Annotated in this window: 27 protein-coding genes; 22 read left to right on the forward strand and 5 right to left on the reverse strand. The window is 45.8% G+C overall.

The window, feature by feature from the left end; all coding sequences use genetic code 11:
- The first annotated feature begins 406 nt into the window (after positions 1 to 406).
- The 5 genes from BLR32_RS12925 (at position 407) to BLR32_RS12945 (ending at position 5,333) form a co-directional block, all read left to right on the forward strand.
- Positions 407 to 1,039 carry an ABC transporter ATP-binding protein gene (locus BLR32_RS12925; RefSeq protein WP_089832380.1) on the forward strand — a complete coding sequence of 211 codons (633 nt, stop codon included), beginning with the start codon at positions 407 to 409 and terminating at the stop codon, positions 1,037 to 1,039.
- A gap of 10 nt (positions 1,040 to 1,049) precedes the next feature.
- Positions 1,050 to 2,156, forward strand: a complete 1,107-nt coding sequence (locus BLR32_RS12930) for a hypothetical protein (RefSeq protein ID WP_089832382.1) — start codon at positions 1,050 to 1,052, stop codon at positions 2,154 to 2,156.
- A gap of 87 nt (positions 2,157 to 2,243) precedes the next feature.
- On the forward strand, positions 2,244 to 3,116 hold the full coding sequence (locus tag BLR32_RS12935) for a YegJ family protein (RefSeq protein ID WP_089832384.1): 873 nt from the start codon (positions 2,244 to 2,246) through the stop codon (positions 3,114 to 3,116).
- A 26-nt stretch (positions 3,117 to 3,142) separates the two neighbouring features.
- A complete protein-coding gene (locus BLR32_RS12940; RefSeq protein WP_176842260.1) occupies positions 3,143 to 4,222 on the forward strand; it encodes a Gfo/Idh/MocA family protein in 1,080 nt (359 codons plus the stop codon).
- 244 nt (positions 4,223 to 4,466) lie between these two features.
- Complete coding sequence (locus BLR32_RS12945) at positions 4,467 to 5,333, forward strand: hypothetical protein (protein WP_089832386.1); 867 nt, start codon at positions 4,467 to 4,469, stop codon at positions 5,331 to 5,333.
- 238 nt (positions 5,334 to 5,571) lie between these two features.
- On the opposite strand, the gene BLR32_RS12950 is transcribed toward BLR32_RS12945, so the two are convergent.
- Positions 5,572 to 7,125 carry a hypothetical protein gene (locus tag BLR32_RS12950; RefSeq protein WP_089832389.1) on the reverse strand — a complete coding sequence of 518 codons (1,554 nt, stop codon included), beginning with the start codon at positions 7,123 to 7,125 and terminating at the stop codon, positions 5,572 to 5,574.
- Positions 7,126 to 7,341: 216 nt separating this feature from the next.
- Here BLR32_RS12950 and leuC point away from each other — a divergent pair, with 216 nt between their 5' ends.
- From leuC to BLR32_RS12975, 5 genes are all read left to right on the forward strand, one after another.
- A complete protein-coding gene (gene leuC / locus BLR32_RS12955) occupies positions 7,342 to 8,739 on the forward strand; it encodes a 3-isopropylmalate dehydratase large subunit (protein ID WP_089832391.1) in 1,398 nt (465 codons plus the stop codon).
- An 11-nt stretch (positions 8,740 to 8,750) separates the two neighbouring features.
- Positions 8,751 to 9,509, forward strand: coding sequence for a class I SAM-dependent methyltransferase (locus BLR32_RS12960; protein WP_089832393.1), 759 nt, complete (start codon positions 8,751 to 8,753; stop codon positions 9,507 to 9,509).
- 39 nt (positions 9,510 to 9,548) lie between these two features.
- On the forward strand, positions 9,549 to 10,148 hold the full coding sequence (gene leuD / locus BLR32_RS12965; RefSeq protein ID WP_089832395.1) for a 3-isopropylmalate dehydratase small subunit: 600 nt from the start codon (positions 9,549 to 9,551) through the stop codon (positions 10,146 to 10,148).
- A 97-nt stretch (positions 10,149 to 10,245) separates the two neighbouring features.
- Entirely contained in the window at positions 10,246 to 11,325 is a 1,080-nt protein-coding gene (gene leuB / locus BLR32_RS12970; protein ID WP_089832397.1) for a 3-isopropylmalate dehydrogenase, read from the forward strand.
- Positions 11,326 to 11,382: 57 nt separating this feature from the next.
- The gene (locus tag BLR32_RS12975) at positions 11,383 to 12,891 is read left to right on the forward strand and encodes a 2-isopropylmalate synthase (protein ID WP_089832399.1); all 1,509 of its coding nucleotides are present in this window, start codon (positions 11,383 to 11,385) and stop codon (positions 12,889 to 12,891) included.
- Between the two features lie 48 nt (positions 12,892 to 12,939).
- On the opposite strand, the gene BLR32_RS12980 is transcribed toward BLR32_RS12975, so the two are convergent.
- On the reverse strand, positions 12,940 to 13,641 hold the full coding sequence (locus BLR32_RS12980; protein ID WP_143011460.1) for a M15 family metallopeptidase: 702 nt from the start codon (positions 13,639 to 13,641) through the stop codon (positions 12,940 to 12,942).
- 133 nt (positions 13,642 to 13,774) lie between these two features.
- Between BLR32_RS12980 and BLR32_RS12985 the strand changes: the two genes are divergently transcribed.
- From BLR32_RS12985 to BLR32_RS13030, 10 genes are all read left to right on the forward strand, one after another.
- Positions 13,775 to 14,557: an SDR family NAD(P)-dependent oxidoreductase gene (locus tag BLR32_RS12985; RefSeq protein ID WP_218124192.1), complete on the forward strand. Its 783-nt coding sequence runs from the start codon at positions 13,775 to 13,777 to the stop codon at positions 14,555 to 14,557.
- A 91-nt stretch (positions 14,558 to 14,648) separates the two neighbouring features.
- Entirely contained in the window at positions 14,649 to 15,395 is a 747-nt protein-coding gene (locus BLR32_RS12990) for a hypothetical protein (protein WP_143011461.1), read from the forward strand.
- Positions 15,396 to 15,455: 60 nt separating this feature from the next.
- On the forward strand, positions 15,456 to 16,307 hold the full coding sequence (locus BLR32_RS12995; RefSeq protein ID WP_089832405.1) for a fumarylacetoacetate hydrolase family protein: 852 nt from the start codon (positions 15,456 to 15,458) through the stop codon (positions 16,305 to 16,307).
- 5 nt (positions 16,308 to 16,312) lie between these two features.
- Positions 16,313 to 16,645, forward strand: coding sequence for an L-rhamnose mutarotase (locus tag BLR32_RS13000; protein WP_089832407.1), 333 nt, complete (start codon positions 16,313 to 16,315; stop codon positions 16,643 to 16,645).
- A 68-nt stretch (positions 16,646 to 16,713) separates the two neighbouring features.
- A complete protein-coding gene (locus tag BLR32_RS13005; protein WP_089832409.1) occupies positions 16,714 to 17,541 on the forward strand; it encodes an amidohydrolase family protein in 828 nt (275 codons plus the stop codon).
- 35 nt (positions 17,542 to 17,576) lie between these two features.
- Complete coding sequence (locus BLR32_RS13010; RefSeq protein WP_089832412.1) at positions 17,577 to 18,359, forward strand: L-fucose dehydrogenase; 783 nt, start codon at positions 17,577 to 17,579, stop codon at positions 18,357 to 18,359.
- A 36-nt stretch (positions 18,360 to 18,395) separates the two neighbouring features.
- Entirely contained in the window at positions 18,396 to 19,691 is a 1,296-nt protein-coding gene (gene fucP / locus BLR32_RS13015; RefSeq protein WP_089832413.1) for an L-fucose:H+ symporter permease, read from the forward strand.
- A gap of 63 nt (positions 19,692 to 19,754) precedes the next feature.
- Positions 19,755 to 20,072 carry a hypothetical protein gene (locus BLR32_RS13020; protein WP_089832415.1) on the forward strand — a complete coding sequence of 106 codons (318 nt, stop codon included), beginning with the start codon at positions 19,755 to 19,757 and terminating at the stop codon, positions 20,070 to 20,072.
- A 110-nt stretch (positions 20,073 to 20,182) separates the two neighbouring features.
- On the forward strand, positions 20,183 to 21,172 hold the full coding sequence (locus BLR32_RS13025) for an AAA family ATPase (RefSeq protein ID WP_262487414.1): 990 nt from the start codon (positions 20,183 to 20,185) through the stop codon (positions 21,170 to 21,172).
- The gene (locus tag BLR32_RS13030; RefSeq protein WP_089832418.1) at positions 21,172 to 21,378 is read left to right on the forward strand and encodes a hypothetical protein; all 207 of its coding nucleotides are present in this window, start codon (positions 21,172 to 21,174) and stop codon (positions 21,376 to 21,378) included. The genes BLR32_RS13025 and BLR32_RS13030 overlap by 1 nt, the downstream gene beginning before the upstream one ends.
- 187 nt (positions 21,379 to 21,565) lie before the next feature.
- Here the strand turns inward: BLR32_RS13030 and BLR32_RS13035 are convergent, their stop codons facing one another.
- Positions 21,566 to 21,979 carry a cupin domain-containing protein gene (locus tag BLR32_RS13035; protein WP_089832420.1) on the reverse strand — a complete coding sequence of 138 codons (414 nt, stop codon included), beginning with the start codon at positions 21,977 to 21,979 and terminating at the stop codon, positions 21,566 to 21,568.
- Positions 21,980 to 22,144: 165 nt separating this feature from the next.
- Positions 22,145 to 22,723, reverse strand: coding sequence for an O-methyltransferase (locus BLR32_RS13040; RefSeq protein WP_089832422.1), 579 nt, complete (start codon positions 22,721 to 22,723; stop codon positions 22,145 to 22,147).
- Positions 22,724 to 22,785: 62 nt separating this feature from the next.
- Here BLR32_RS13040 and BLR32_RS13045 point away from each other — a divergent pair, with 62 nt between their 5' ends.
- A complete protein-coding gene (locus BLR32_RS13045) occupies positions 22,786 to 23,511 on the forward strand; it encodes an MbnP family protein (protein ID WP_089832424.1) in 726 nt (241 codons plus the stop codon).
- Between the two features lie 6 nt (positions 23,512 to 23,517).
- Complete coding sequence (locus BLR32_RS13050; RefSeq protein WP_089832426.1) at positions 23,518 to 24,576, forward strand: cytochrome-c peroxidase; 1,059 nt, start codon at positions 23,518 to 23,520, stop codon at positions 24,574 to 24,576.
- A gap of 4 nt (positions 24,577 to 24,580) precedes the next feature.
- On the opposite strand, the gene BLR32_RS13055 is transcribed toward BLR32_RS13050, so the two are convergent.
- Positions 24,581 to 26,818: a DUF4954 family protein gene (locus BLR32_RS13055; protein WP_089832428.1), complete on the reverse strand. Its 2,238-nt coding sequence runs from the start codon at positions 26,816 to 26,818 to the stop codon at positions 24,581 to 24,583.
- Between the last annotated feature and the right edge of the window lie 22 nt (positions 26,819 to 26,840).

A 26,840-nucleotide genomic window follows, 5' to 3' on the forward strand; every position in this document is an offset into this window, starting at 1 on the left:
ATTCTCTCGTTAAATATTGAACCCTTTCTTGCTACCCTTTGATACGTGTGTGTTCCGACCGAATTTCATGTGCCTGCTGGTTGCAAATTTCCTGCCTGACTACCGGGGGGTGTTCATTCATATCCCTGGAGACTAACAATCGCATCGTGAACTGATACAAATGTACACATGAATGAAAACCCACCCCTTTTTAGTTTTTAACAGCCTGTGGAAAAACAGCTGATGAATTTCGAAGACATACTATGACAGCGCACTCAGGCGAAACAGGGGTATTAATAAATCCTTAAATCCACACAGACTCATATGAGTAGTGGAATATGGGACGAAAGTTTTGTTAAATCATCCGGGGTAAATTGACTTTCAGCTATTTATTGCACATATTTACAAATAAATCATATTTCATCCGATGGCATCTCATGTATTAAGTCTTCGCCATATTATTAAATCTTATCATGACAATGTAGTGCTGGATATCCCCAACCTCGAACTGGACTACGGTGTGTATTGGTTATTGGGAGGTAATGGCGCCGGTAAAACTACCTCTATGAAGGTCATGGCCGGACTGATCCCTTTCCGGGGCGATATTCTGGTGGAGAATAATATCAGTTGTAATAAGCAGCCTGTCCAATACCGCCGCCTGGTGAATTATGCAGAGGCAGAGCCGCTGTACCCGGGTTTTATAACCGGCAGCGACCTGGTATCCCTGTATGTGAAAACCAAGGGCAAAGGGTACAAGGATATTCAGGAAGTGATTGACCTGCTGGGAGTTGCATCGTTTATCCACCAGCCGGTGAGCAGCTATTCGAGCGGCATGTTGAAAAAGGTGTCCCTGCTGCTGGCTTTTACCGGTACGCCCAGGGTGATCCTATTGGATGAACCTTTAATTACACTTGACACACAATCACTTCCACTGTTATACACATTGGTAGAAGAATTTCATCAACAATATGGCGTCACTTTTTGCATCACCTCCCATCAGCCGGTAACCGCAGGATCAATCCATCTGAAAGTGGAAGGAAAAAATATTGTGAAGATCTAACTTATCCCCAATGGCTTTATCCAAGATATTCACAATACGTTATTATGCGAAAAACACAGGATTTTTCCTGGTGATATTCTATTTCTTTTTTGGCATCGTTCCCGGTGGACAACTACTTTCTTATCACCATACGCTCATAAAAGGCTTTACGGGCAACATGGACTTCCTTGCCCTGGTTTGCCTGGCCTGGTTGTTGTACAACCTGAAGTGCATTGCTTTTGTCGTGAATGTGTTATCCACAAAAGAACATACTTTCCTTTACGGTACCCTGGGATTGCTGGAAGGTTCCACCAAATGGGGTACCTGGTTATGGTTGCATACGACTCTCTACGCGCCTGTGTTAATTTATAGCGGTATTGCAGCGATGATAGCCATACAGTTACATTTCTACCTGGCAGCTGTCGTTATGGTTTTGTTCAACATTATGATGCTCATTGCGCCACTATGGTTCTATGATCATAAGATGAAACATCCCGGTACGGTATCCTTCCTGGCCAGGTGGCAGCAATGGCTGAACAAGACGATCAGGAAGCCTGCCTGGGCGCTGTATGGTTATGAATTGCTGAATAACAATATGAAGTCGCTGGCAATTGCCAAAGTGGTGTCATGCCTGGTGGTCATTGCTACCTGTTCGCTGATGGGGAAAACATATGATGTACGTTTCATCCTGGTTGGCTTTTTGGTATGTATCTTGTCCCAGGTGATACTGATATACAATCACAGGCGGTTTGATGATCTTTATCTTTCCCTGCTGCCCCAATTGCCTTTGCCGGTGTGGAAAAGATATCTGCAGACGGGATTACTTTATTTAGTACTGTTACTGCCGGAAAGCATGCTGCTGGCATATAAAGTATGGCAACAGGCAGCACCGGAGCATCTCATCATGCTGGTAGCTACTGGCGTATCTGTTTTAATGCTGTTACGCAGCTTACTGTATTTTCCACGTATGGACCAGGACAAGTATTTCCGCTGGGTGCTGATCATCATCGTAACCCTGCTTTTTCTGGGCCTGGCCCATTTGTATTGGTACGGAATTATCCTGCTGCAGGTGCCTGCCTTTACTATTTTTTACAATAGGTTTTACCGTTATGAGGCCCCGCTGGAGAAGGTCGATTAGACACTCACTTCAAAATGAAAATATGGGTATATTCGTCCGTAGATCATAAACAGGGGGCACAGGACACAAATATTTTAACCATTGACTATGGGTTTCTTATCAAAAATCTTTGGTAGACGCGGGAAGGGCGGTACTGAAGATCAACTACCTGTTGTGCACATAGCTGATGATGATGAACGTATGAACTGGGCTATCGAAAAAGCCAACGCCACTTTACATTATTTTCAGACTTGTTTGCAGGAGCCGGATCCGGAGCAGCAGTACTTTTCCGTAAAAGTGCTGATCGACGATGGTGTGAACCGCGAACACCTGTGGCTTGTCTCCCCTAGCTTCGATGAAGAAGGCAACCTGTATGGCGTAGTCGGAAATAAACCAGTCTATGTCAATTCTGTTACGATCAATCAGAAGATCGGTATCGATCCCCGTTTTATTTCAGACTGGATGATCATTGAAGAGGGAAGGCTGATAGGAGGGTATACCATCCGGGCTATCCGGGATGGCAGACCTGCACATGAACGGCCTGAATTTGACCGTCAGGTAGGGTTATACATTGATGAAGGAGTTGATTACTTCGCACACGATTTTTCCACACCTGAAGGAGCCATCCTATGCCTGGAAGACGCCTACGATGAACAGGACATAGAAAAGGCTCTTGCCTGTAAAAACTTTGAAGAGGAAGCGAGATTGCTGTTGCTGAAAATGAACGACAGATTCAGTGGAAAGGAAATATTGGAAACTACCGCCGACATCCTGCGCGCATCTTTCATCAAAAGCCTTAAAAAGGACGGATTTCCGGTTTTCAGAGACCTGCGCCGCGCCTATCCTTATCGTAAAAAGATTACAGACAATCTTTACCTGATCACAGAAGTCTGCATTTTCCCTGATGGTAAAAAAAGCAAACAGGAGATCTACACCTTCAAAGGTGACGACGGTTGGAGAGTATTAAATATAGTAGAATAACAATTTACAGGTCAAATATCCATGTCATGATGAAGAAGGTCTTAAGTCAGAGCTTTTTGTTTTTATTTGCTGCTTTCGCAGCAGTTGCACAACAACCATTGAATGTAGGTGTAGTTGGTCTGTCGCACGACCACGTACACCTGCTGATGCACCAGTGGAAGAAAGGACAGGTTACCATCGCTGGTATTGCCGAATCAGATCCGCAACTGATAGCCCGTTACAAGAAAAGTTATCAGCTGCCAGATTCCCTTTTCTATCCGGATCTGAATACCCTGCTGGCACGTAAACACCCGGATGCGGTATTGGGGTATAACCCGGTGGCAGAACACATTAACATCGTAGAAGCCTGCGCTCCCAAAGGTATCCCGGTAATGGTGGAAAAGCCACTGGCTACCACCGTCGCCCAGGCGGAAAGAATGGCTGCGCTGGCAAGGAAGTATCATATTCCCTTGCTGACCAACTTCGAAACTACCTGGTACAATACCAATCAGTATGTGTATGATATGGTGAAAAAGCAGGATGCTATCGGCCCTGTGCGTAAAATGGTGGTGCACGACGGTCATGAAGGTCCACGGGAGATAGGTTGTAGTGAAGACTTTCTCCGTTGGCTGACCGATCCTGTGAAAAACGGAGGCGGAGCACTGATGGACTTTGGTTGTTATGGCGCCAACCTGATGACCTGGTTGATGGATGGCAAAGCACCTATCGCAGTTACAGCAGTAGCCCGTCATATCAAACCGTCTGTATACCCAAAGGTGGAAGACGACGCTACTATCCTGCTGGAATATCCTGAGGCAACCGGTATCATTGAAGCGTCCTGGAACTGGCCGTTTAGTATCAAGGATTGGGAAGTTTTCGGTAAATCAGGTTATCTGCATGCACTGAACCCCAGCGACCTGCAACAGCGTAAAAAGAGTGAATACCAGCCCGTTAAGGTACCGGAAGCAACCTATACGGATAATATTACATATCTTGCAGCTGTGCTGAATGGTACACTGAAGCCAGGAAACGATCTGTCTTCCCTGGAAAACAACCTGATCGTAGTACGTATTCTGGAAGCAGCCCGTACATCTGTGAAAGAAGGAAAACGCATTGTTCTTAAGTAAGAATGGGATTGAAACTTTCTATAATAACTGGCAGAGAGGAACGAGAGAACAAGCAGAGAATAAGCAGAGAAGACGGAGAGAACAAGTATGCCAGACGAACAAGCGTCGAACAAGCGTCGAAGATGCGTCGAACAAGCGTCGAACAAGCGTCGAACAAATACTAAACAGCCACACCGTTGTCATAAGCAATAGTGTGGCTGTTTGATAATACTACTATCCAACGTAACGCTATTAATAAATACCTATGTCCAACACATCACAGCAAACCCGGTCTGCTAAAGACCGTGCCTGGATTATTACCCTAACTATCCTTTTCGGCGTAATGGCCATCCTCCTTTTTTACACTATCATCTGCATCTGGCCTTCTGGTTATGTGAGCAGTAAAGACCCTTTCAAACTATTCGGAAGTATCTATACTATTACTGCAGAACACCGTTTTCTACTGCTGATGGTACTGGGTGGAGCCCTGGGCGCTAATGTCCATCTCATTATCTCATTTACTGCCTTTGTAGGTAACCGCACATTCGTAACAACCTGGATTCCCTGGTACTTGTTAAGGCCCTTGATCGGAGCCGGTATGGCGATGTTCTTCTATATGTTGCTGAGAGGCGGCATCCTGACTTACAGTCCGCCGGTAGCGCCTGAACTGCCTGAAAACAATCAGGTAACAGAAGCTACTTCCACGCCGGCTGTTACAGAAGGAGAAGTAAGCGCCAGCTCCGTACCGGAAGAATCCACCGTTCATGGTGCCACCACCCAGGATTCTACAGCTGCGGACTCCACTGCTACAGCTTCCGATTCCACCGCTGCAATACCTGCTGCAGAAAAGAGCGAGGCAACCGAACAGCGTGACAGTGTGCCGCTGAATCCTTACGGTATGATGGCGATAGCCTGCCTGGTAGGCCTGTTCTCAAAAGAAGCGTCTGAGAAACTGGAGGAGGTGTTTAAAACGCTGTTCAACGTCAAAGAAAAAGTGCAGTATAAAGATCCACTGCCGGCAGATAAGAATGGCAATGGGAACGGGAATGATAATGAAAACGTTAGTAATCAGACGGATGTAGCTGATACCGGTCTGGCTGATTCGAAGACGGAGCCAACTGAAGGGGTGTAATTTTATATTTGCCGGTTATACTTTGTTCAGGTAGGTACAGGGCGTATTGGTTCCTATCTGAGTTGCTACAAAGTTGCATATGACTTGCATTATCTTCCGATAATCCTCCGACTTGATCGGAAGATAATGCAAGCCATATGCAAGTTAGAGCGATATCAATACGGCTTCTGTCTTAGTACAGAAAAACTTTACAGTTTTTATAGTGAGGTTCAGGATTGACTTTACATTCCGGACGATATTATATCCTCTTCTCCTTCCTGACAAATTTCCGGTGAATGATCTCCTGCACCGGTATCCCCTCAATCTTACTCTCCAGCCAGGAAATAATATCCAGGTACAGGAACGACCGCCTCTCATAAGGATTCTGGGACAACTGCACCAGTCTTTCCTTCAGATCAGCAAAGGCACTGCGCAGCGCTTTCGGATGCGCGTAAATATTCCGTCGTAAGAATTTCAGGATCTCCTCCATCATCTGGCCAAGGTCTTTATTCTTGGCAATGAAGTGGTACACCGATTTGATCAGGTATTCCACCAGGCTGTAGTTTTCCAGCTCATAGTGGGCTATCAGGTGAAGAATGCGTGCAAAACATTGAATATCAGCACGCAGATTGCCTATACGCAGGTGAATGATCTTATTCAGATAATCGATCGCCTTGTTATTATCCCCGCTGCCAAAGTACAGGCAGGCTATCTTGTAGTAGAACAACAGTACCCTGTGCTGGTCTATTTTCAGCTGATGCTCAGCGATTTCCGTTTCCAGCTGCGGTACGAGGGATAGTCCCTCGCTGAAGGTCCCCTCCAGGAAGTAATGGTTAATACGTGCCGTATACACGTACACAAAGGCTGAGGTCTTGGTATTCTCATTGAAGCTTTCCAGGTTCTCGGCAATGAAAGTTTCCAGCTCTTCCAGATCCCGCATGAACTTTTCATGGTTCATGGTATAGAAATGGGCAGTCAGCAGGTTGTGCATGGCTTTGATGTACAGTTCCACATCGGTCCGCTGCAGGGAAGGGTAGTCCTTGAACAGGTCCACCCACTTCTGGGTGTAACGGTAGAACATGACAAAGTCCTGGAGGATGTAGTAATACCAGCTATATGCCTGGTAAAGGTGGATCTTCTCATAGAAACTCATGTCTGTACCAAAGTTGGGAGGCAATTCCTGTTCGAAGAACATCTTGACCATGTCGGCGTCCTTTTTATCCCGGGCATGGCCCAGTTTCAGGTACAGGCCGTACATACGGAGGGCCAGCGTGGAAAGACGGCTGATATTGCTAAGGCGGTGCTCTATCTGGCGTGACTCGGCGCTCAGTTCGTCAGCCCGGTTTTCCAGGCTGCGGGTAATGTGCCGGCTCTCAATCTGCTTTTCAAATTCGATGATTTCATAACTTAGCATTACCTCTTCCTGTTCAATGGCCATCGCTTTAGCCCGGGAAAGGATCTTAAGGCTCTGGTTATAAAGCCCTTTACTGTACAATACGCGCGCATAATCCAATTGCTCCCGAAGGTCAATCAATGGATCTTTCTGCTTGTACAACAGGCGGAGGCTGGTTAACAGCTGTTTGTAAAGATGGGCCTTTACATTGCTGAGCTGCTGCTTTTTAATGGCGGGTATCTTCTTGAGGATCAGTTCTTCATCATACTCCTTTAATTTGTCCAGCGTATTGAAAAGTTGAATAAAGAGAACGTCCTCCTTAGTGTTATTTTTATTAAAAGCAAGTTGAAAATTGCGCTTTTCAGCTTTTGTGAGTGTTTTAATTAATATAAAGAGGGCGTCGTGCTGGTTGTTGGACATCGTTAATAATATGTTATAATTAACTGACAATCAAAACAATAGTCGATGTCAGGCCTAGTTATATATCGTAATTAAGTCAAATTTAGCTATATGGTAATTAGCATTCACTATTAGCTTTGAAGGTACAAACAAACAAGGAAGCACAAAATTATCAATTTCGCCGGTGTCAATGTCTCACGATCTTAGCACGTGGCGTAACAAAATGTAAAATTACGGATGGGAAAAACATTATTTGACAAGATCTGGGACAGCCACGTAGTGGTTAGCAAGCCCGGCTTTCCGGATGCAGTATACATCAACACGCATTTTATTCATGAAGTGACCAGTCCGCAGGCATTTGACGGACTGCGCAAAAGAGGTATACCGGTTTTCCGTACTGCTAAGACCAGGGCTACGGCCGACCATAATGTGCCCACCATTGACCAGCACCTGCCTATTAAAGAGGCCCTGAGCCGCAAACAGGTAGAGATGCTGACCACCAACACCAAAGAATTCGGCGTAGAGCTCTACGGTCTGGGGCACCCTTACCAGGGCATCGTACACGTAATCGGACCTGAACTGGGTATTACCCTGCCGGGAATGACTATCGTGTGCGGCGACAGCCATACCAGCACACACGGCGCTTTCGGTGCCATTGCCTTCGGTATTGGTACTTCCGAGGTGGAACAGGTACTGGCTACCCAGTGTATCCTGCAATACCGCCCGAAACGTATGAAGATCGAGGTGAACGGTAAACTGAAGAAAGGCGTGGTGTCCAAGGATATCATCCTGTACATCATCTCTAAAATATCCGCTTCCGGTGCTACCGGCTACTTCGTGGAATATGCCGGCGAGGCGATCCGCAGCCTGAGCATGGAAGCTCGTATGACCATCTGTAACATGAGCATCGAAATGGGTGCACGTGGTGGTCTGATCGCTCCAGATGAAACTACTTTCGAATATATTAAAGGCCGTGAGTTTGCTCCTAAGGGCGCAGACTGGGATAAGTCACTGGCTTACTGGAAGACGCTGTACACCGATGCAGACGCTGCTTTCGATGTAACGCTGACCTTCGACGCGGCTGATATTGAGCCAATGATCACCTACGGTACCAACCCGGGTATGGGTATTGGCGTAACCCAGCATATTCCTACGCTGGAAAGCCTGGAAGACAAGGAAAAGCCATCCTTCAAAAAATCCCTGGACTATATGGGCCTGGAACCAGGCAGCGGACTGCTGGGTAAAAAGGTGGATTATGTATTCATCGGTAGCTGTACCAATTCCCGTATCGAAGACCTCCGCATGGTGGCCGACTTCGTAAAAGGAAAGAAAAAGGCTGATGATGTGGTGGTATGGATCGTACCAGGTTCCAAACAGGTGGAAGCACAGGCGAAGAAAGAAGGTATTGACAAAATATTTGAAGAAGCAGGTTTCAATTTACGTCAACCGGGTTGCTCTGCCTGCCTGGGTATGAACGAAGATAAAGTACCTGCCGGTATGTATTGCATCTCTACATCCAACCGCAACTTCGAAGGCCGTCAGGGACCTAACGCCCGTACCTTCCTGGCTAGCCCGCTGTCAGCAGCAGCAGCAGCTATCACTGGTAAAGTAACAGATGTAAGAGAACTGGTATAATCACTGAAAAGATGTCCTGGAACGCAGAATTATATAAGGAAAAGCACGCTTTTGTATTCGAATACGGCAATAGCCTGATCGAATGGCTGCAGCCAAAGGAAGGGGAGCACATCCTCGACCTGGGTTGCGGTACCGGCGAGTTGACATCCCAGATAGCGGCTAGCGGCGCGAAGGTAACGGGACTGGATAGTTCCGCCACTATGATCGCCAGTGCACAACAGCACTTCCCGGATATCACGTTTAAAGTGGGAGATGCTACTTCCTTTTCCCTGCCTGAAACATTCGATGCGGTATTCACGAACGCTACCCTGCACTGGATACGCCAGCAGGAAAAAGCACTGGACCGTATCTGGCAGCACCTGAAACCCGGAGGGCGACTGGTGCTGGAAATGGGAGGTAAAGGGAATGTGAACGATATCACGGGCGCGCTGGAAAAAGCCCTGCATAGCAGAGGGTATAGCTATAAGCCATTCTGGTATTTCCCTTCCGTAGGAGAATATACATCCCTGCTGGAAGAATATGATTTCAGAGTGAACCAGGTACTTTACTTTGACCGTGAAACTGAACTGGCAGACCCTGAGAATGGTATTGTGGAATGGCTGCAGATGTTCGGATCACATCTCCTGGAACAGGTACCGGAAACAGACAGGCTGCTTGTTCTGCAGGAAGTACAGGAGGCCTTACGGGCTACCAACTTCCGCGATGGTAAATGGTACTCGAAGTATGTGCGCTTACGTGTAAAAGCAGAAAAAATCAATTCAGATCTTTAACTTGTAAAATGAAAGACCTTCCCTGAAGGCTATTAAATAATGAGTAAGAATTTTCAACACCTGGTATCCACCGCAGTTCCTATTGCGATAGAGAATATTGATACTGATCAGATCATCCCTGCCCGCTTCCTGAAAGCAACAACAAGGGAAGGCTTTGGAGAAAATCTTTTCCGTGACTGGCGTTTTGAAAGCAACGATGCACCTAAAAAGGACTTTGTGCTGAACAATCCCATCTACAAAGGTGAGATCCTGGTAGCAGGTAAGAACTTTGGTTGTGGCTCCTCCCGTGAGCACGCGGCCTGGGCTATCGCCGACTATGGTTTTAAAGTAGTGATCAGCAGCTTCTTTGCTGATATCTTCAAGAACAATGCACTGAACAATTTTATCCTGCCTATCCAGGTAACTGACGAATTCCTGGACAAGATCTTCTCTGCTATCGAAAAAGATCCTGCTGCCAAACTGGAAGTAGACCTGGACAAGCAGTCGCTGAAGATTGTGGCCACTGGTGAAGAAACATCGTTCGACATCAATCCTTACAAAAAGACATGCCTGACCAACGGCTATGATGATATTGACTATCTGTTGAGTCTTCGTAAAGAAATAGAAGCCTACGAAGCCAGCCGCGAGTTTAATTTTTAACATTTTGCTTCAGTTGTTTCGCCGTACTTTTCGAGGAACGGCAAACCGCTGCGGTGTGCAATGAAGTAAACATCAATTTAAATCAACTTTAAACTAAATGGGCGTAGACAAAAAGATACTGGTAATTCCCGGTGATGGTATCGGACAGGAAGTAACTGCCTGGGGCCAGAAAGTACTGGAAACAATTGCTGTAAACTACAAACACAACTTTGTTTTTGAAGAAGGCATAATGGGCCATGTTGCCATCGAAGCTACCGGTAATCCGCTACCTGATGAAACACTGGACAAAGCCCGCAAAAGTGATGCGATCCTCTTTGGTGCTATCGGTCATGCCAAATACGACAACGACCCTACACTGAAAGTACGTCCTGAACAGGGATTGCTGAAGATCCGTAAGGAACTGGGCTTATACGCCAATCTGCGGCCTATTAAGTTGTTTGATGAACTGCTGGAAGCATCCAGCATTAAACCGGAAATACTCCGCGGAGCAGATATCCTGTTCTTCCGTGAGCTGACCGGTGATGTGTACTTTGGTGAAAAGAAACGTTCGGAAGATCGTAATACTGCTTCTGACCTGATGATCTATCACCGCTATGAAGTAGAACGTATCGCCCGTAAAGCATATGAAGCTGCCCGCAACCGCCGTAAAAAGCTGTGCTCTGTAGATAAAGCGAATGTACTGGAAGCCAGCCGCCTGTGGCGCGAAGTAGTACAGGAACTTGCGAAGGAATATCCCGATGTGGAAACAGAACATATGTTCATCGATAATGCTGCCATGCAGCTGGTGAAAGATCCTAAACGTTTTGATGTGGTACTGACAGCTAACCTGTTTGGCGACATCCTGACCGACGAGGCTTCTCAGATCGCTGGTTCCATGGGTATGCTGGCGTCTGCTTCTGTAGGCGATAGCACAGGTTTCTATGAGCCTATCCACGGTTCCGCGCATGACATTGCAGGTAAAGGTATTGCCAATCCGCTGGCATCTATCCTGTCTGCAGCACTGATGCTGGACATTTCCTTCGGACTGAAAACAGAATCACTGCGTGTGATCAAGGCAGTAGAAGCAACATTGAAACAAGGCTTCCGTACCATGGATATTGCGAACAAGCATACGGAAAATCACTTCGTGATGGGTACAGATGCAATGGGTGCAAAAGTGCTGGAGAACCTGAGTTAATACAGCCAACACAATTGCCAACTAAAGTAAATTATCCAATAACACAAATAATTTAAGATGAGCGATAAGAATCGTGTATACGTCTTCGATACTACTCTCCGTGATGGTGAACAGGTGCCCGGCTGTCAGCTGACAACTGTTGAAAAAATTGAAGTAGCGAAAGAACTGGAAGCGCTTGGAGTAGATGTTATTGAAGCCGGGTTCCCTATCTCCAGTCCCGGCGATTTTCAGAGTGTGGTTGAAATATCCAAAGCAGTGTCTGAGCCGGTTATCTGTGCGCTGACACGTGCCAATACCATGGATATTGACGCTGCCGCAGAAGCGCTCCGTTTTGCTAAACGTAAGCGTATCCATACTGGTATCGGTGCATCCGATATGCACATCAAATACAAATTCAACAGTACCCGTGAGGACATCCTGAAACGCGCTGTAGACGCTGTGAAGTATGCCCGCAAGTATGTGGATGATATTGAATTCTATGCAGAAGATGCAGGCCGTGCCGACAACGAATACCTGGCAAGAATGATCGAAGCTGTAATTGCTGCAGGTGCTACCGTAGTGAACATTCCTGATACGAATGGTTACTGCCTTCCTGACCAGTATGGCGCCAAGATCAAATACCTGATGGATAATGTATCCAACATTGATAAAGCGATCATCTCCGTGCATTGTCATAATGACCTGGGTCTGGCTACTGCCAATACCATTGCAGGTGTGATGAATGGTGCACGCCAGGTGGAATGTACCATCAATGGTATCGGTGAACGTGCCGGTAACACTTCCCTCGAAGAAGTAGCGATGATCCTGAAAACCCATCATGCACTGGGTTATCACACAGGTATCAACTCAAAACGTATCTATGGTATCAGCAACATGGTAGAGACCATGATGCGTATGCCGGTACAGGCTAACAAGGCTATCATTGGCCGTAATGCTTTCGCACACAGCTCCGGTATTCACCAGGATGGCGTGCTGAAACACCGCGAGAACTATGAGATCCTGAATCCGGAAGATGTAGGTATCCCATCCAATTCAATCATCCTGACTGCACGTAGTGGCCGTCATGCGTTGAAACATCACCTGGAGCGCCTGGGTTATAAACTGGATAAGATCAACCTGGATGAAGTATATCAGCGCTTCCTGGTAATGGCCGATCAGCGGAAAGATATCAACGATGCTGATCTGCAGGAACTGATGGGCGATGGTGATGATAAGAACTATGATGATAAAGCGATCAAGGTAACATTGCTGCAGGTAGTATGTGGCGATCCGCTGCGCCCGATGGCAACTGTGAAACTGAAGATCAACGGTGAAGAGAAAGAGGCCAGTTCCGCAGGTAATGGTCCTGTAGATGCTGCTATCAATGCTATTCACGAGATCATCAAAGATCAGATTGATATCGATGAATTCAATATCCAGTCTATGCGCGGTGGTAGTAAAGATGTGAGCAAAGTGAACATGCGCGTGAAACACAATGGCCAGGCTTATTATGGCTATGGTTATTCTACCGACATCGTGAACGCTTCCATGCACGCTTATGTGGATGCACTGAACAAGATCTATTAAGCAACATTGATATGAATGAAGAGGCTCTGTCAACTGACAGGGCCTTTTTTATTGGAGGTCTTTAAAAGCAATGTTCATCAGTGGATACAGCTTATGATCTTTCAGATAATAATGCCACCACTCTGTAGCCAGCGGCACAAAGCCATATCGTTCCATTGTACTGCGCAGTAGTGCCCTGTTGGCCGCTATCGCGGGATTGGGTTCCGCATAGTCATGATGTGCTTTCTCTGTAAAGTCGTCATAACCGCTGGGCATCGGAAGGGGCTTACCTGTGCGCAGATCTACAATGGTCAGATCCACTGCTACACCGCGGTTATGTCCTGAGCCTGCATGCGGGTCTGCCGCATAACGATCATCCGGTACGATTTCCCACATCATTTCTGTTACGCTATAAGGCCGGTAGCCGTCAAATATTAGTAGTCCCAATCCTTTTTTATTCAGTTCCAGTTGTACGGCCTTCAATGCTTTAGCTGCGGGCAAACGCAGGTATACAGCGGCATAGGGGTATAATACTTTATGGGTAAAGTTGTTGGCAGTAGCATAGCGGATGTCCTTGCGGATACCGGGGATGTAAGTCATAATGTTTACGAAGGCCTGGTTGCTGTCCGCTGATACCAGCTCCTTATACAGCGCAACAGTATTGACCACCGGCAAGCCGTATTTATTCAGGGGGATCTTTTGTGCATATGCTAAGTAAATATTGTTTGTCAATATGACATATAACAATAAAATAACTGTCTTGAGGAGCATCCTGTAATTGATTTTCAACCTTTTTTTATTTAAATATTCATAAATATGGTAATAAAGTACAAATTACTGGTAAAAAAGGATAGCTTTTGCCTTCTTAAAAGGGTTATTTTAGAACCCTTAAATCAGACAAAATATGAACCTGTTTAGATTAGACAATAAAGTGGCTGTGATCACCGGTGGTGGTAGCGGCATAGGACAGGCAATTGCGAAGGTATTTGCAGCGCAGGGTGCTAATGTACACATCCTTGAGCTGAATGAGGACGGAGGTAAGCAAACAGCGGCAGATATTGCTGCGGCAGGAGGGAAGGCGCAGGTATACGGTTGTAACGTAGCACAGCAGGCATCTGTAACCGAAACGATGGATAAGATCATTGCTGCGGCAGGACGTATCGACATCCTGGTGAACTGTGCCGGTATTGCCCATGTAGGCAAGCTGGAAACCACTACAGAAGAAGATCTGGACAGGATATATAATGTGAATGTGAAAGGTACGTACAACTGTATGTATGCGGTGATAAAACAAATGAAGGAACAGAAAAGTGGTGTGATCCTGAACGTGGCGTCTATTGCGTCCAGCGTGGGTATCCCCGACAGGTTCGCATATTCCATGAGTAAGGGTGCGGTACTGACCATGACCCTTTCTGTAGCGAAAGACTATATCCAGGACGGCATCCGTTGTAATTGTGTGTCGCCTGCACGTGTACATACGCCTTTCGTTGACGGATTTATAGCGAAGAACTACCCGGGTAAAGAAAAGGAAATGTTTGATAAACTGTCAAAAACACAACCAATCGGACGTATGGCAAAACCGGATGAGGTGGGCACACTGGCCTTGTTCCTGTGTGCTGAGGAAGCAGGTTTCATCACAGGTTGCGACTATCCACTGGATGGAGGATTTATCAGACTGAATAATTAAGAATCTGCAAAATGCATTTTACGAATGAGGGATTAGTTATATTCGTAATTCACATTTTTAATTCTTCATTCGAAAATCAATGCACAATTCCATGAAAGTTTGGCCATTATTACTTGCAGCAACCTTATTCTTTGCCTGTGGTCCACGTCAGGAACCGGTATCCAACGAAGTAGAAGATACTTCTTCAGCAGGTGAGGCCTTTGAACCAGTAGCACCAGCAGGAAAGGTCAGCGTATCTTTCCCGGTGACCGATACCACTGAGATTAAGATCCTCTTTGAAATAAATGGTCAGAAAAAGGAAAAAAGCTTTGAGCTGCCGCTGGCAATAGATGTTGAAGAGAAGGACCTGTACCGCCTGGTATGGGACAAGCCAAACAGCTGTTACATCGGTGTGTTGAAGAAAAACCGTACTACCCGTTACTATCACGCCAGCGTGGATGACAAGGGATACCTGCAGATTAATCACGTAGGAACACCTCCCGCAGGAGTATGGCAATATGCGGAAAACAGGATGGGATTGGGAAAAGTAAGTGTGTCAGCAAAAGCGAAACTGGAAGAGACCTATAAGAAGAATTTGAAATCAGGTACAATCATCGCAGACTTTATTGTCAGGGTGATACCACTGGCGTCTAAAGATTCTGTGCATATTTATGCTGAATTCGGCGGTGCTAACAGGACCATCTCTCAGGCAGTACCAGCAGGTTACAAAGCAGGCGTGCTTGTGTCAGAAGACAAACCGGCTGCATGTTTTATAGCGTTGGAGAAAGATGGTCAACTGCTCAATACTACAGAGATAAAAGTAGAGAGCGGACATTTACAGATCAACAATTTAAGATAATAGCATGTGCTGCGTAGCAGCCATCACATATAGCAAAACGTATAAACAGTAATTTTTTATATGAAACTGATCAGATTTGGTTTACCGGGTGCAGAAAAGCCGGGTATTGTAACAGAAGCAGGTACATTCGATGTAAGTGCATTTGGAGAAGACTTCGGCGAAAAGTTCTTTGAGACAGATGGTTTACAGCGCCTGGCTGTATGGTGGGAAAAGAACAGCGGTAGTTGTCCGCAGGTGCCTGCCGGTACACGCCTGGGATCCTGTGTACAGCGACCTTCCAAGATCATCTGCATAGGCCTGAACTATGCTGACCACGCAAAGGAAACCAATGCACAGATACCTGCAGAACCTATCGTATTCTTCAAGAGTACTTCCGCCCTGGTAGGACCTAACGATGATCTGATCATTCCACGTAACAGTGAAAAAACTGACTGGGAAGTTGAACTGGTTGTTGTGATCGGCAAAAAAGCCAGCTATGTTGATGAGAAAGATGCGCTGGATTATGTAGCCGGTTATGCATTGCACAATGACTACAGCGAACGCGCTTTCCAGCTGGAACGTGGCGGACAGTGGGTAAAAGGCAAGAGCAGTGATACCTTCGCTCCCCTGGGCCCATGGCTGGTAACCAAAGATGAAGTAAAAGATGTTAATAACCTGCGCCTCTGGCTGACCGTAAACGGTAAGACCATGCAGGACGGTACTACCGCTAACCTGATCTTCAAAATACCTTTCCTGGTATCTTACCTGAGCCAGTTCATGACACTGCTCCCGGGAGATGTGATCTCTACCGGTACACCTGCAGGTGTGGGACTGGGTATGAACCCACAGGTATATGTGAAACCAGGCGATGTGATCGAACTGGGTATTGATGGATTAGGCAGCTCCAAACAAACGGCTGTCGCGTATAAATAAACACTATGAAACGTTACTGCCTGGCATTGGACCTGGTGAATGATCCGGCCCTGATAGCTGAATATGAGGCCTACCATCGTGAGGTATGGCCTGAGATAAAAAAGAGCATTACAGATAGCGGTATCACTAATATGGAGATCTACCGCATCATGGATCGTCTCTTTATGATCATGGAGGTGAATGACAGTTTCTCCTTTGAAGCGAAAGGTGCAGCAGATGCTAGCAATCCTAAAGTACAGGAATGGGAGGAGCTGATGTGGAAATATCAGAAGGCCCTGCCAGTAGCAAAGCCGGGAGAAAAATGGCTGATGATGGACAGGATTTTTTCACTACATTGATGAAGCGGTATAGCAGTAAGGAAGTATAGCTTTATAGCCCTGGGAAGGAAGCTAAACGTTATGAAAAAATGATTATAGACGCACACCAGCATTTCTGGCAATATCACCCTGTAAAGGATGCCTGGATCACTGACGATATGAAAGTGATCCAGGAAGATTTTCTGCCACATCATCTGCAGCCTGTGTTGCAGGAGAATGGTGTGGATGGTTGTGTAGCTGTACAGGCAGACCAGTCGGAAACAGAAACCGATTTTCTGCTTGATCTGGCCGCTCAACACAATTTCATTAAAGGTGTAGTAGGATGGGTCGATCTTCGTGCAGATAACCTGTCTGAAAGACTGGAACATTACAGCCGATTTGAAAAGCTGAAGGGTTTCAGGCATATTGTACAGGGAGAACCTGATCCTGCTTTTATACTCGGGAATGGTTTCTGTCAGGGAATACGGGCATTATCAAAATACGATTTTACCTACGACATACTGGTATATCCCGTGCAATTACCTGCTGTTGCAACCTTTGTTCAGTTGTTCCCCGATCAGCGGCTGGTCATAGATCATATGGCCAAACCCTATTTCAAAACGGGAGATATCAGCGCCTGGGAAACACATATGCGTGCGATTGCAGAACATCCGCATGTATATTGTAAACTAAGCGGACTGGTAACAGAGGCTGACTGGCAAAAGTGGGATGCTGCGCATTTTACACCTTTCCTGGACGTCGTGCTGGAAGCTTTTGGGCCTGAACGCCTGATGTTCGGTTCTGACTGGCCGGTATGTAAGCTGGCAGCCAGTTATACAGAAGTAATAGGGATTGTTAATGATTATATCAGCCGCCTTTCTGCAGATGAAAAGGCGGGTATCATGGGCGGAAACGCTGTCAGGTTCTACGGTCTGTAGAGCCTTGCTCAATTAAAACAATTTAAACAGTTCACATGGATCTGGGATTAAAAGATAAAGTATTTATAGTTACAGGCGGTGCTAAAGGTATTGGTGAAGCGATCTCTAAACTGATCGCTGCAGAGGGTGGTATTACCGTGATTGCCGGTAGAAGCACAGAAGACAACAATAAAACAGTAGCTGCTATCACTGCTGCCGGTGGTAAAGCAGTGCAGGTAACTGCAGAACTGGGAGTGGCCGCAGCCTGTAAAAAGGTGATCGATTTTACCGTTGAAAAATATGGCCGTATCGATGGTTTAGTGAATAACGCCGGTGTGAACGATGGTGTAGGTCTGGAGAGTGGTAGTCCTGAGAAGTTCATGGCTTCTTTGCAGAAGAACATCTCTCACTACTATAACCTGGCGCACTTTGCATTACCTCACCTGAAAGCGACCAAAGGTAACATCGTGAATATCGGTTCCAAAGTAGCAGATACTGGTCAGGGTAATACATCCGGTTATGCAGCTTCCAAAGGTGGTATCAATGCACTGACCCGTGAGTGGGCAGTAGAGCTGGTACCTTATGGCATCCGCGTAAATACAGTGATCCCTGCAGAAGTATGGACGCCACTGTATGAAACCTGGATCAACTCTTTACCGAATCCACAGGAGAAACTGGCTTCTATCGTAGCCAAGATCCCGTTTGAAAAACGTATGACTACTTCAGAGGAGATCGCTAACATGACGGTGTTCCTGTTGTCTGATGTGTCATCCCATACCACTGGTCAGATTGTATACGTAGATGGCGGTTACACACATCTGGACAGGTCTATCAGCTAGTTGCCAACAGCAATTTTCATCATATAAACATTACATATGGCCGGAGCCGCAATGCCCACTTCCACAGTTAAGGCAAACACCGATACAAAAAAGAGTTACCTGTTCCCATTCATACTGGTAACCAGTTTATTTTTTCTCTGGGCACTGATTCACAACATGAGCCCTATCCTTATTCCACACCTGAAAAAGGCCTGCCAGTTGTCAGACATGCAGTCTGCATTTATTGACTCTGCAGTTTTTGCAGCTTACTTCCTGATGGCATTGCCTGCAGGAGCGGTGATGAAGAAGTTTGGATATAAGGCGGGTATCATCCTCGGATTGGCCCTGTATGCATTGGGCGCTTTTTTGTTTATTCCGGCCGCAAATGCCCGTGAATATAGCTTCTTTCTGGGTGCTCTGTTTATTATTGCTACCGGGCTTACTTTCTTGGAAACGGCTGCAAATCCTTATGTAACTATATTAGGTAATCCGGATACATCTACGCAACGTCTTAATCTTGCACAATCATTCAATGGTGTGGGTGCAATGATAGGACCTTTATTAGGTTCTCAGTTTATCTTAACGGGTGTGGAACTGAGTAAAGAGCAACTTAATGCTATGTCTCCGGTGGCTTTGCAACAATATCTCGCAAGTGAATCAGGTACAGTAAAGATTCCTTATCTGGTGATTGGTATTGTGGTGCTGTTAATTGCACTACTTTTCGTCTTTACCAAAATGCCGGAATTGACCGAACAAAAGGACGAGAACATAGATGCCACAACAAGTGAGAAAGGAAATATTTTCAGACACCGTCACTTGGTTGCCGCCGTAGTGGGAATGTTCTTTTACATTGGCGGACAGGTGGGAGTAAATGCTTTCTTTATCCGTTTTGCAAAGTATACCGCGGGTATTGGTGAGAAGGAAGCTGCCGCCATGTTAAGTATAGCAGGTTTAGGTTTCATGATTGGCCGTTTCTTCGGTACATTCCTGATGCGTAAATTCAAACCACAGACCTTATTAACATTGTATGGCGCTATCAATGTGGGATTGATCCTGATCGCCATGACCACCAAAGGACAGATAGCAGTATGGACCGTACTGGCTGTACCGTTCTTCATGTCTATCATGTTCCCGACCATCTTCTCACTGGGTATTAAAGGCCTGGGAGCTGATACCAAATTCGGATCATCACTGATCATTATGTCTATCGTAGGTGGGGCAATTTTCCCTCCGCTGATGGGACTGATCTCTGATAATTCCAATATCCAGATGGCGTATATTCTGCCACTGATATGCTTTGCGGTGGTGGTGTGGTTTGGAACGAAAGGATATAAGCTGGATAAAGCACACTAATAAACAATCAAATATTTCAATAGGAGGGTGTCAGTGATGGCACCCTCTTTACATTGATGATGTATGGACGATTTAAAAAATAAAGAACAGAGTATTATATACATATATAATTTGATTGTAGAAATGTTGGGAGAAGATGCTATTGAATCAGTTGACTTTTGGGAGGCTGATTTATATGCTACCGGGTTTAAGAAGAAAGATAAGTTGGTTTATGTTTCAACATGGGGGTGTAGAGATTGTACGCAGGAAAACATGAAATATTATGCAGAGTTTGAGGTGATTGATGAGGTTACATCAGAAACCCAAAGTATAGCAAAGATGCTCAAGGACGTTAGTGAGGAAGTGTTGTTGAAGGAGGTGTATGATTATTTGAATGGGTGAATTTTTGTCTTCGGATCGTGGATAGTTATATCTGGGTAGTGGACATTTATACCCGGGGGGTAGACATTCAGCTCTTGATCTGTTCAGAAAATGTCCTATTTTAGCTAATGATGGCAAATTCGCTCGATCATATATTTGTTAATAATTTTAAATCCATCAGGAACCTGGAGCTCCACGGCTTCAAAAGGATCAACCTTTTTATAGGTCGGCCTAATGTGGGGAAATCTAATATCATTGAGGCTTTATCGTTATTTTCATTACCCTATCTGAGAGAGAATACATCAAAAAGGTTGAATAGCCTTATTCGTCTGGAGCATGAAACAGAATTGTTCTATAATGGCAATACTGTGAATAGTGGATTGATCAGAACGAATGGGGGGAAAGTCGAATTGAGATATCATCCTAAGGAAGGGTTGAATATTGTTTTGGCGTTATCTGGTGGTAAATTGTTCGATTTTCATGTAGATGAAAAGCTATTAGTAAAGGGAGGGAGAAAAAATGATTCTTTTGAATCTCCCATCAAACGATACACCTATAAATCAGAGGTTGCCTATAAAAAAGGGCATGGTAAATATCTTATCCCACCTTATGGCTTCAACCTGTTATCTATCATCGAGCAGTACGGGGAACTCAAAAGCCAGGTTACGACTTTGTTCAAAGAATACGGATTGGACATTGCTTTTGATAAGAGCAGTCAGACTGTTAAAGTCATCCAATCCAATGACAAGGATGGAATGTTCCTGATACCGTACAATTCCATTGCAGATACCCTTCAACGTATTATCTTTTTTAAGGCAGCTATTGCTTCAAACAATGATAGTGTGCTACTGTTTGAAGAACCGGAGGCGCACTCATTTCCGCCATACATGGCGCATCTTACTCAGGAAATGATCCATGGCCCGAACAACCAGTATTTTATTGCCACGCACAGCCCTTTTATACTAAATGATCTGTTAGAAAACAGCCGGAATGAACTATCAGTTTTCTTAGTTCACTATGAAAATAGTGCAACAAGCGTTAAGCAACTTTCTGAACAGGAATTGCATGACGTTTTTCAAAACGGAGTAGATTTATTCACCAATAGCGAAAGCTTTATTTAATGGATTTAGCAATCATCCCGGAATGTTTTGTAGACACCAATCTTCTTGAAACTTTAGTGCCACCGATGACACGGTATAACCACCAAAAAGGCTGTGGTACGGTTGCTAAGGTAATGAAGCAACACTTTGCAGATCGGTTTGCTCTTGGTATTATAGATAAGGACAAAAACGAGGTAGATTATCTCAAAATACTCAAAGGGATTTAGGCATTTTACGATATATAATTCGGGATTACGACATATAGGTGTCGTAATCCCGAATTATATATCGTAAAAACAGATTTTATGTCGTAATTAATGGGTTATATGTCTTAATTGTTGATTTCATGTCGTGAAAAAAGAAAGGCTCCCAGGTACTCACCCGAAAGCCTTTTACCAAAAATAGGAGATCACCTCACTTCGCCAATACTACCAGCGGCTTCCCTTTCTCAACAACATACGTCGCCAGCTCTTTCGCCTCTCCTTTGCCCACATTCTTCACCTCATGTTTCACGCCATATGGTATAAACAACACATCTCCCGCTTTAAGTATCACAGGTGCTTTCCCTTCTAGCTTATACTCCAATACACCTTCTTTCACATAAATAATCTCTTCGCCCGGATGGCTATGTTTGGGAGCTGTCACGCCCGGTTTAAAATCTACCATTACCTGAACAGCTTCCCACCCCGGAATACTCAGATCATGCTGCTGAAGATCCTCACGGCCGAGGCCTTTTAATTGTGCTTTAGCGGAACTGGGTGTGAGCATTGCTGCTGCCATCATAACTACTGTAACGACTGTACTTGCGAGGATATGTTTCTGTTTCATTGTGTAAGTGTTTAATTGTACTGTAAAGGTATAGCGGGCGTGTAGCCCTGACCAGCACTATCTCCCGAGGTGGACAAGATTTGCCGCGAAGCGGTCATTCCAGTCTTTAAAAAAGCAAAGGCCTCCGGAAACGATCCGGAGGCCTTTAAAAAAATGACATACAAATTATTTTTTCACTGCAATAATAATCCCTGATGCCCACACCATTTTGGTAAGCAGCAGGTCTTCTCTTGCTTCAAGGTCTTTTATCAGCAGAATCACCTTATCCTGGTGGCCTTCCGGCCAGTTAGCCTGTGGCAGCATATCATCAATAATGTAAAGTCCTCCTTTATTGAGCATGGCCAGTGTTTCATCCAGCATCATGTATTTACCAGGCCAGGTATCTGCGAAGATGTAGTCAAACTTCCTGCGCCTGTTTTCCTTCAGCCATTCGTTGCCATCGGCATGTACGAGTTTTAGCCGCTTGTCGTCGCTTAGGAACTGTTTGGCGATATCAAGGAACTCGGCTGTATTATCTACCGAAATAAGGGTGCTTTCCTTATCCATGCCGTCCAGTATCCATGACGTGGATAGGCCGGTGCCTGTGCCCAGTTCAAGAAAGCTGCCATAGGGTTTGGAGGTTGCCAGTGTGCGGAGCAGGGAACAGGTCAGTGGATCGGAGGCCATAGTGAAGCCTGAAGCGGTCGTAGCGTCGGAGATGTACTGATAGTGTTCCGGGAATTGTTGTAGTATGTCTTCTGTCATGGGTTATAGTGTTAAATCGTCTTTCAACAAGGTAATAAAAAAAATCGCTTACTTTCGATATTATGAACCGTCTGTTATTACTGATACTCCTGTTTATGGCCTCGCGCACAGCTGCACAGCAGGTACAGCTGGAGATCAGTCATGCGGTAGCCGGCCAGCCTATGCAGCTGCAGACAGCTAGTTATACCAATGCCGCCGGTGATACTTTTAACATCACATTGTTCAAATATTATCTCAGCAACTTCTCATTGATAGCAGCTGACGGCCGGAAGATCACGTTAGACCCTGCTTATTTCCTGGTTAGTGAAGATAACCCTGCTTCAAAGAAGATCCTGCTGCTACAATGCCCGAAGGGGGAATATACGCAGTTGTCTTTTATGATAGGCGTGGATAGTGTGCTGAATTTCAGCGGCCCACAGGATGGAGCATTAGATCCTTTACACGGGATGTTCTGGACCTGGAACAGTGGTTATATCATGGCAAAACTGGAAGGCACTTCACCGTCGTCCCGTTTGCCTAATCATATGCTGCAATTCCACATCGGTGGATACAGGGCGCCCCATGTCACCCAGCGAATGGTAACACTGCCCCTGCCTTCTCCGCTACGGACGGGGCCGCAATACAGGCCCCAGGTTTTGTTACAGGCAGACGCCATGACCTGGTTCAACGGTGCGAATCAGATCAGCTTCCGGCAGATGGCAGGTTTTATGACCCCTGGCACACCGGCAGATCGTATTGCAGATAATTACCAGCACATGTTTTCCGTTAAAAAGATTGTAAACCAATAACAGCCCATGTTCCGGAAATCGGCATATATCCTTATCGCCTTCTGCCTGTGGTTATGGATCGCAGGAAGGGACCGGCATGCGCTTACCGCTCATTCCCCGGCGGTGGAATATTACCAGCTGAAGCTGCCCGACAGCTTGCCGCCCCCGGTATACGATTTTAAGAACAACCCACTTACCAAAGAGGGAATAGCCCTGGGCAGGCACCTGTTTTATGACCCGAAACTATCTATTGACAGTTCAATCTCCTGCGGTTTCTGCCATCAGCAGTTTGCCGCTTTCGGGCATTTTGACCACGCTATCAGTCATGGGGTGTTGGGCAGGACGGGTAACCGCTCAGTGCCGGCATTGTTCAACCTGATCTGGCAGAAAGACTTTATGTGGGATGGGGGAGTGAATCACCTGGATATTCAGCCTTTAACGCCCATTACAGACGAAAACGAGATGGGGATGGATCTTGGAGTGCTCGTTAAGCGTTTACAGGGAAATAAGACCTACAGGAAGCTTTTTAAGGCAGCGTATGGTACTGAGGAGGTAACCAGTCAGCGATTATTTAAAGCACTGTCCCAGTTCATTGTGACCATGATCTCTTTCGAATCAAAATATGACAGTGTGATGCGCCGGGAGCCGGGAGTGACCTTTACAGCGGAAGAACAGGGGGGATACCGGACCTTCACCCAGAAATGCGCCAGCTGCCATAAACCGCCTTTCTTTACGGATTATACCATACGGAATAACGGCCTGCCTTACCTGCCTTCCATGAACGATGTGGGCAGGATGCGTATCACCAACAATACTGCGGATTATCTGAAGTTTAAAGTGCCTTCCCTGCGCAATGTGCTGGTCAGCGCTCCCTATATGCACGACGGCAGGTTCTTTGATATTTTCCAGGTCTTTGCCATGTACGATCACGGACAGCAAAAAGGGAACACCATTGATCCTCTTGTGAAGAATGGTATTCCCCTGACAGAAAAAGAACAGCGGCAGCTGTATATGTTCCTGAATACGTTGACAGATAAAAAATTCCTGACCAATAAGGACTTGAGCGAAGTGCTGATCACTGATTAAAACGTCATTGCCCGACTACCGGAGCGGCGCTTAATCCCCACTCTTCAATCAGACCGCTAACCTTCTTTTTATATGCTTTCAACTCGGCAAGTGTCTGCTGTATAAAGCTGTTATCTTCCAGCTTACCTATTACTGCATCCATTTCAGCTTCGTTCTCATAAACCATCTGGCGGAAAGGATTCTGATAATCTTTCGCCCTGGATTGATAAATGCCTTCTGTAAGGAAAGTCTGTATGTGCACGGATTGTAACAGGCAATCCTTGAGGAAGGATGGCGTAAAGTCTCTCGCAGTTTTTTCTTCTATGTACAACAGTGAAGCAATCGCATGTTGCAGTTTGTCTTTTGCATATTGCTCACCGATGATCCTGTAGTTTTCGTGTAATGCATTCCAGCTGTCGATATCGCCTGAACGGATCCTGTCCTTCAGGTCCATCAATGTTTCTTCTTTCATCAGCTGTCCGCCTACATTGTACCATGGTCCGCGTTCTGCCGTTTCCACTATGGCACGTAGTGCCGTGAAATAATGCCCGGAGTGCTGCTCAAAATAGCTGAGGATATTACGCACAGCATAGAGGTTAATCAGTTCACGGAACATCGGATAAGACCTGTGCACTTTCAACAGCTGCACTTTACGTGAACTGTTCTCCACATTCGGAGCAAATATCTGAAGGCCTGCTACCATTTCAGGATCATGTATCAGCAGTTCCTTTCCTTTCTCCTGCAGGTCGTGTTCTGACACATCAGCCAAAGGATCATGCTGCGTATACCATGCTTTACCGGTGGCGATTTCCATCAGCGCCATAGCGTGGATCATCTCTTCTACGCTATCCGGCGCGAGGTAATCGTACTCTATCAATTGTGTTTTATCAGTACGTTTATCGCGGTCAATATACTTCCAGGAGTTACGCGCCAGCGCATACATGTTATGCATGAACCAGTAGCCGGTCATCACTTTCAGGCTGTTGCTCTGCTCATCGTTCAATATCAGGCTGAATGGATAAGGTACATCCATCTCATACATGTAAGTGCCTTTGGCGATCAGCGTGAAGCTGGCAAAACGGGAATTATGTTTCAGGCTCACACATAGTCCTGGCCAGAAGCCACGACCTGCTATTACTTCGCCATCTGCGCCGCGGGAGTTATGATTGGACCCTATCGTCGCACCGGCAGCCATATTGCTCTGTCCCATGATAAGTGCAGCGCAGAGGAAAGAGTTGTTATGATGCTGTTCGTGTGCAGGAAATATCAGTGAATTCAATACTTCACAACAGGAGATCGTTGCATTGTTGCCCAGGTAAGAGTTAATCAGGCGGGCGCCATATTTCAACTGTGAATGAGAAGCCATCACAAAACGTACCGCCTTCACACCATAGAACACACGACAGCCATAACCCACAATACCATTCACCAGTTCACAGCCTTCACCTATCTGGCTGGTTGCCTCGGACGAGCTGTTGATGGTGACATTCTTGATCTTGTTGGCGCCTTTGAGATAAGCATCTGTACCAATATGCACATCCTTGATGATCTTACAGTTCTTGATCACACAGCGGTCACCTACCATACCGTAGTAACCACGTTTTTTGTCAAACTGGTTCTCGGTGAATTGTTTGAATTGTTGCTGTAAGGCTTTATCATCACGGTTGCGCGTCCACAGCCAGGCATCGCCGGGCAGCATGCCATCAAAAGGCATTACGCTTCTGCCACCATTCTCGTTGCACAGTTCCAGCCAGATACGCAGACTTTCAGGCTCGCCTTCTTTCACAATACCATTACCAAATTTCGAATGATCTGTAGTAGCCATCTCGTTCACGTTTGAGATGATCACTTCATTACCGATGATATAGTGTGAAAGGAAATTGACATTATGGATAGCGGCGTTGTCGCCAAAATCGCAGGAAGTGATGGTGCTGTTATACAGTCCTACCGGTAGCCTAAGATTATGGAATTCCAGGTAATAAGGCTCCAGCTTACCGATGCGCACTACGCCGAAGAAGTGGCAGTGCTTTACCAGCTGCGGGGTGAACTCATTGGCTACGTAGATATTGTTCCAATCATCGGAGGTATTGTCATTGCGCACTAATATCTCAATCTCAAGTGCACTGAGCTTACGGTAATTACTTTGCTGTTTGCCCAGTTGTTTATTCCGCAGGTAGTATTCGTCTTTACCTTCAGGTAAATAAGATGCCGCTACAAAATTGTAGCCTAACTCTGTGAGTGGCTTCTTCTGTATCACATTCATCGGAAAAAAATTGAGGTTAATA

This window comes from Chitinophaga filiformis (assembly GCF_900102545.1).
GTDB lineage: Bacteria > Bacteroidota > Bacteroidia > Chitinophagales > Chitinophagaceae > Chitinophaga > Chitinophaga filiformis.

Bases quoted from the DNA above. Each gene is read 5' to 3' on its own strand.
- fucP (WP_089832413.1), top strand. From the start codon at position 18,396: ATGGCCGGAGCCGCAATGCCCACTTCCACAGTTAAGGCAAACACCGAT.
- BLR32_RS13055 (WP_089832428.1), bottom strand. From the start codon at position 26,818: ATGAATGTGATACAGAAGAAGCCACTCACAGAGTTAGGCTACAATTTT.
- leuB (WP_089832397.1), top strand. From the start codon at position 10,246: ATGGGCGTAGACAAAAAGATACTGGTAATTCCCGGTGATGGTATCGGA.
- BLR32_RS13045 (WP_089832424.1), top strand. From the start codon at position 22,786: ATGAACCGTCTGTTATTACTGATACTCCTGTTTATGGCCTCGCGCACA.
- BLR32_RS12950 (WP_089832389.1), bottom strand. From the start codon at position 7,125: ATGTCCAACAACCAGCACGACGCCCTCTTTATATTAATTAAAACACTC.
- BLR32_RS12945 (WP_089832386.1), top strand. From the start codon at position 4,467: ATGTCCAACACATCACAGCAAACCCGGTCTGCTAAAGACCGTGCCTGG.
- leuC (WP_089832391.1), top strand. From the start codon at position 7,342: ATGGGAAAAACATTATTTGACAAGATCTGGGACAGCCACGTAGTGGTT.
- BLR32_RS13050 (WP_089832426.1), top strand. From the start codon at position 23,518: ATGTTCCGGAAATCGGCATATATCCTTATCGCCTTCTGCCTGTGGTTA.
- BLR32_RS12925 (WP_089832380.1), top strand. From the start codon at position 407: ATGGCATCTCATGTATTAAGTCTTCGCCATATTATTAAATCTTATCAT.
- BLR32_RS12975 (WP_089832399.1), top strand. From the start codon at position 11,383: ATGAGCGATAAGAATCGTGTATACGTCTTCGATACTACTCTCCGTGAT.
- BLR32_RS12935 (WP_089832384.1), top strand. From the start codon at position 2,244: ATGGGTTTCTTATCAAAAATCTTTGGTAGACGCGGGAAGGGCGGTACT.
- BLR32_RS13030 (WP_089832418.1), top strand. From the start codon at position 21,172: ATGGATTTAGCAATCATCCCGGAATGTTTTGTAGACACCAATCTTCTT.
- BLR32_RS13000 (WP_089832407.1), top strand. From the start codon at position 16,313: ATGAAACGTTACTGCCTGGCATTGGACCTGGTGAATGATCCGGCCCTG.
- BLR32_RS13025 (WP_262487414.1), top strand. From the start codon at position 20,183: ATGGCAAATTCGCTCGATCATATATTTGTTAATAATTTTAAATCCATC.
- BLR32_RS12990 (WP_143011461.1), top strand. From the start codon at position 14,649: ATGAAAGTTTGGCCATTATTACTTGCAGCAACCTTATTCTTTGCCTGT.
- BLR32_RS12980 (WP_143011460.1), bottom strand. From the start codon at position 13,641: ATGCTCCTCAAGACAGTTATTTTATTGTTATATGTCATATTGACAAAC.
- BLR32_RS13005 (WP_089832409.1), top strand. From the start codon at position 16,714: ATGATTATAGACGCACACCAGCATTTCTGGCAATATCACCCTGTAAAG.
- BLR32_RS13040 (WP_089832422.1), bottom strand. From the start codon at position 22,723: ATGACAGAAGACATACTACAACAATTCCCGGAACACTATCAGTACATC.
- BLR32_RS12960 (WP_089832393.1), top strand. From the start codon at position 8,751: ATGTCCTGGAACGCAGAATTATATAAGGAAAAGCACGCTTTTGTATTC.
- BLR32_RS12930 (WP_089832382.1), top strand. From the start codon at position 1,050: ATGGCTTTATCCAAGATATTCACAATACGTTATTATGCGAAAAACACA.
- BLR32_RS13010 (WP_089832412.1), top strand. From the start codon at position 17,577: ATGGATCTGGGATTAAAAGATAAAGTATTTATAGTTACAGGCGGTGCT.
- BLR32_RS12985 (WP_218124192.1), top strand. From the start codon at position 13,775: ATGAACCTGTTTAGATTAGACAATAAAGTGGCTGTGATCACCGGTGGT.
- BLR32_RS12940 (WP_176842260.1), top strand. From the start codon at position 3,143: ATGATGAAGAAGGTCTTAAGTCAGAGCTTTTTGTTTTTATTTGCTGCT.
- BLR32_RS12995 (WP_089832405.1), top strand. From the start codon at position 15,456: ATGAAACTGATCAGATTTGGTTTACCGGGTGCAGAAAAGCCGGGTATT.
- leuD (WP_089832395.1), top strand. From the start codon at position 9,549: ATGAGTAAGAATTTTCAACACCTGGTATCCACCGCAGTTCCTATTGCG.
- BLR32_RS13035 (WP_089832420.1), bottom strand. From the start codon at position 21,979: ATGAAACAGAAACATATCCTCGCAAGTACAGTCGTTACAGTAGTTATG.
- BLR32_RS13020 (WP_089832415.1), top strand. From the start codon at position 19,755: ATGGACGATTTAAAAAATAAAGAACAGAGTATTATATACATATATAAT.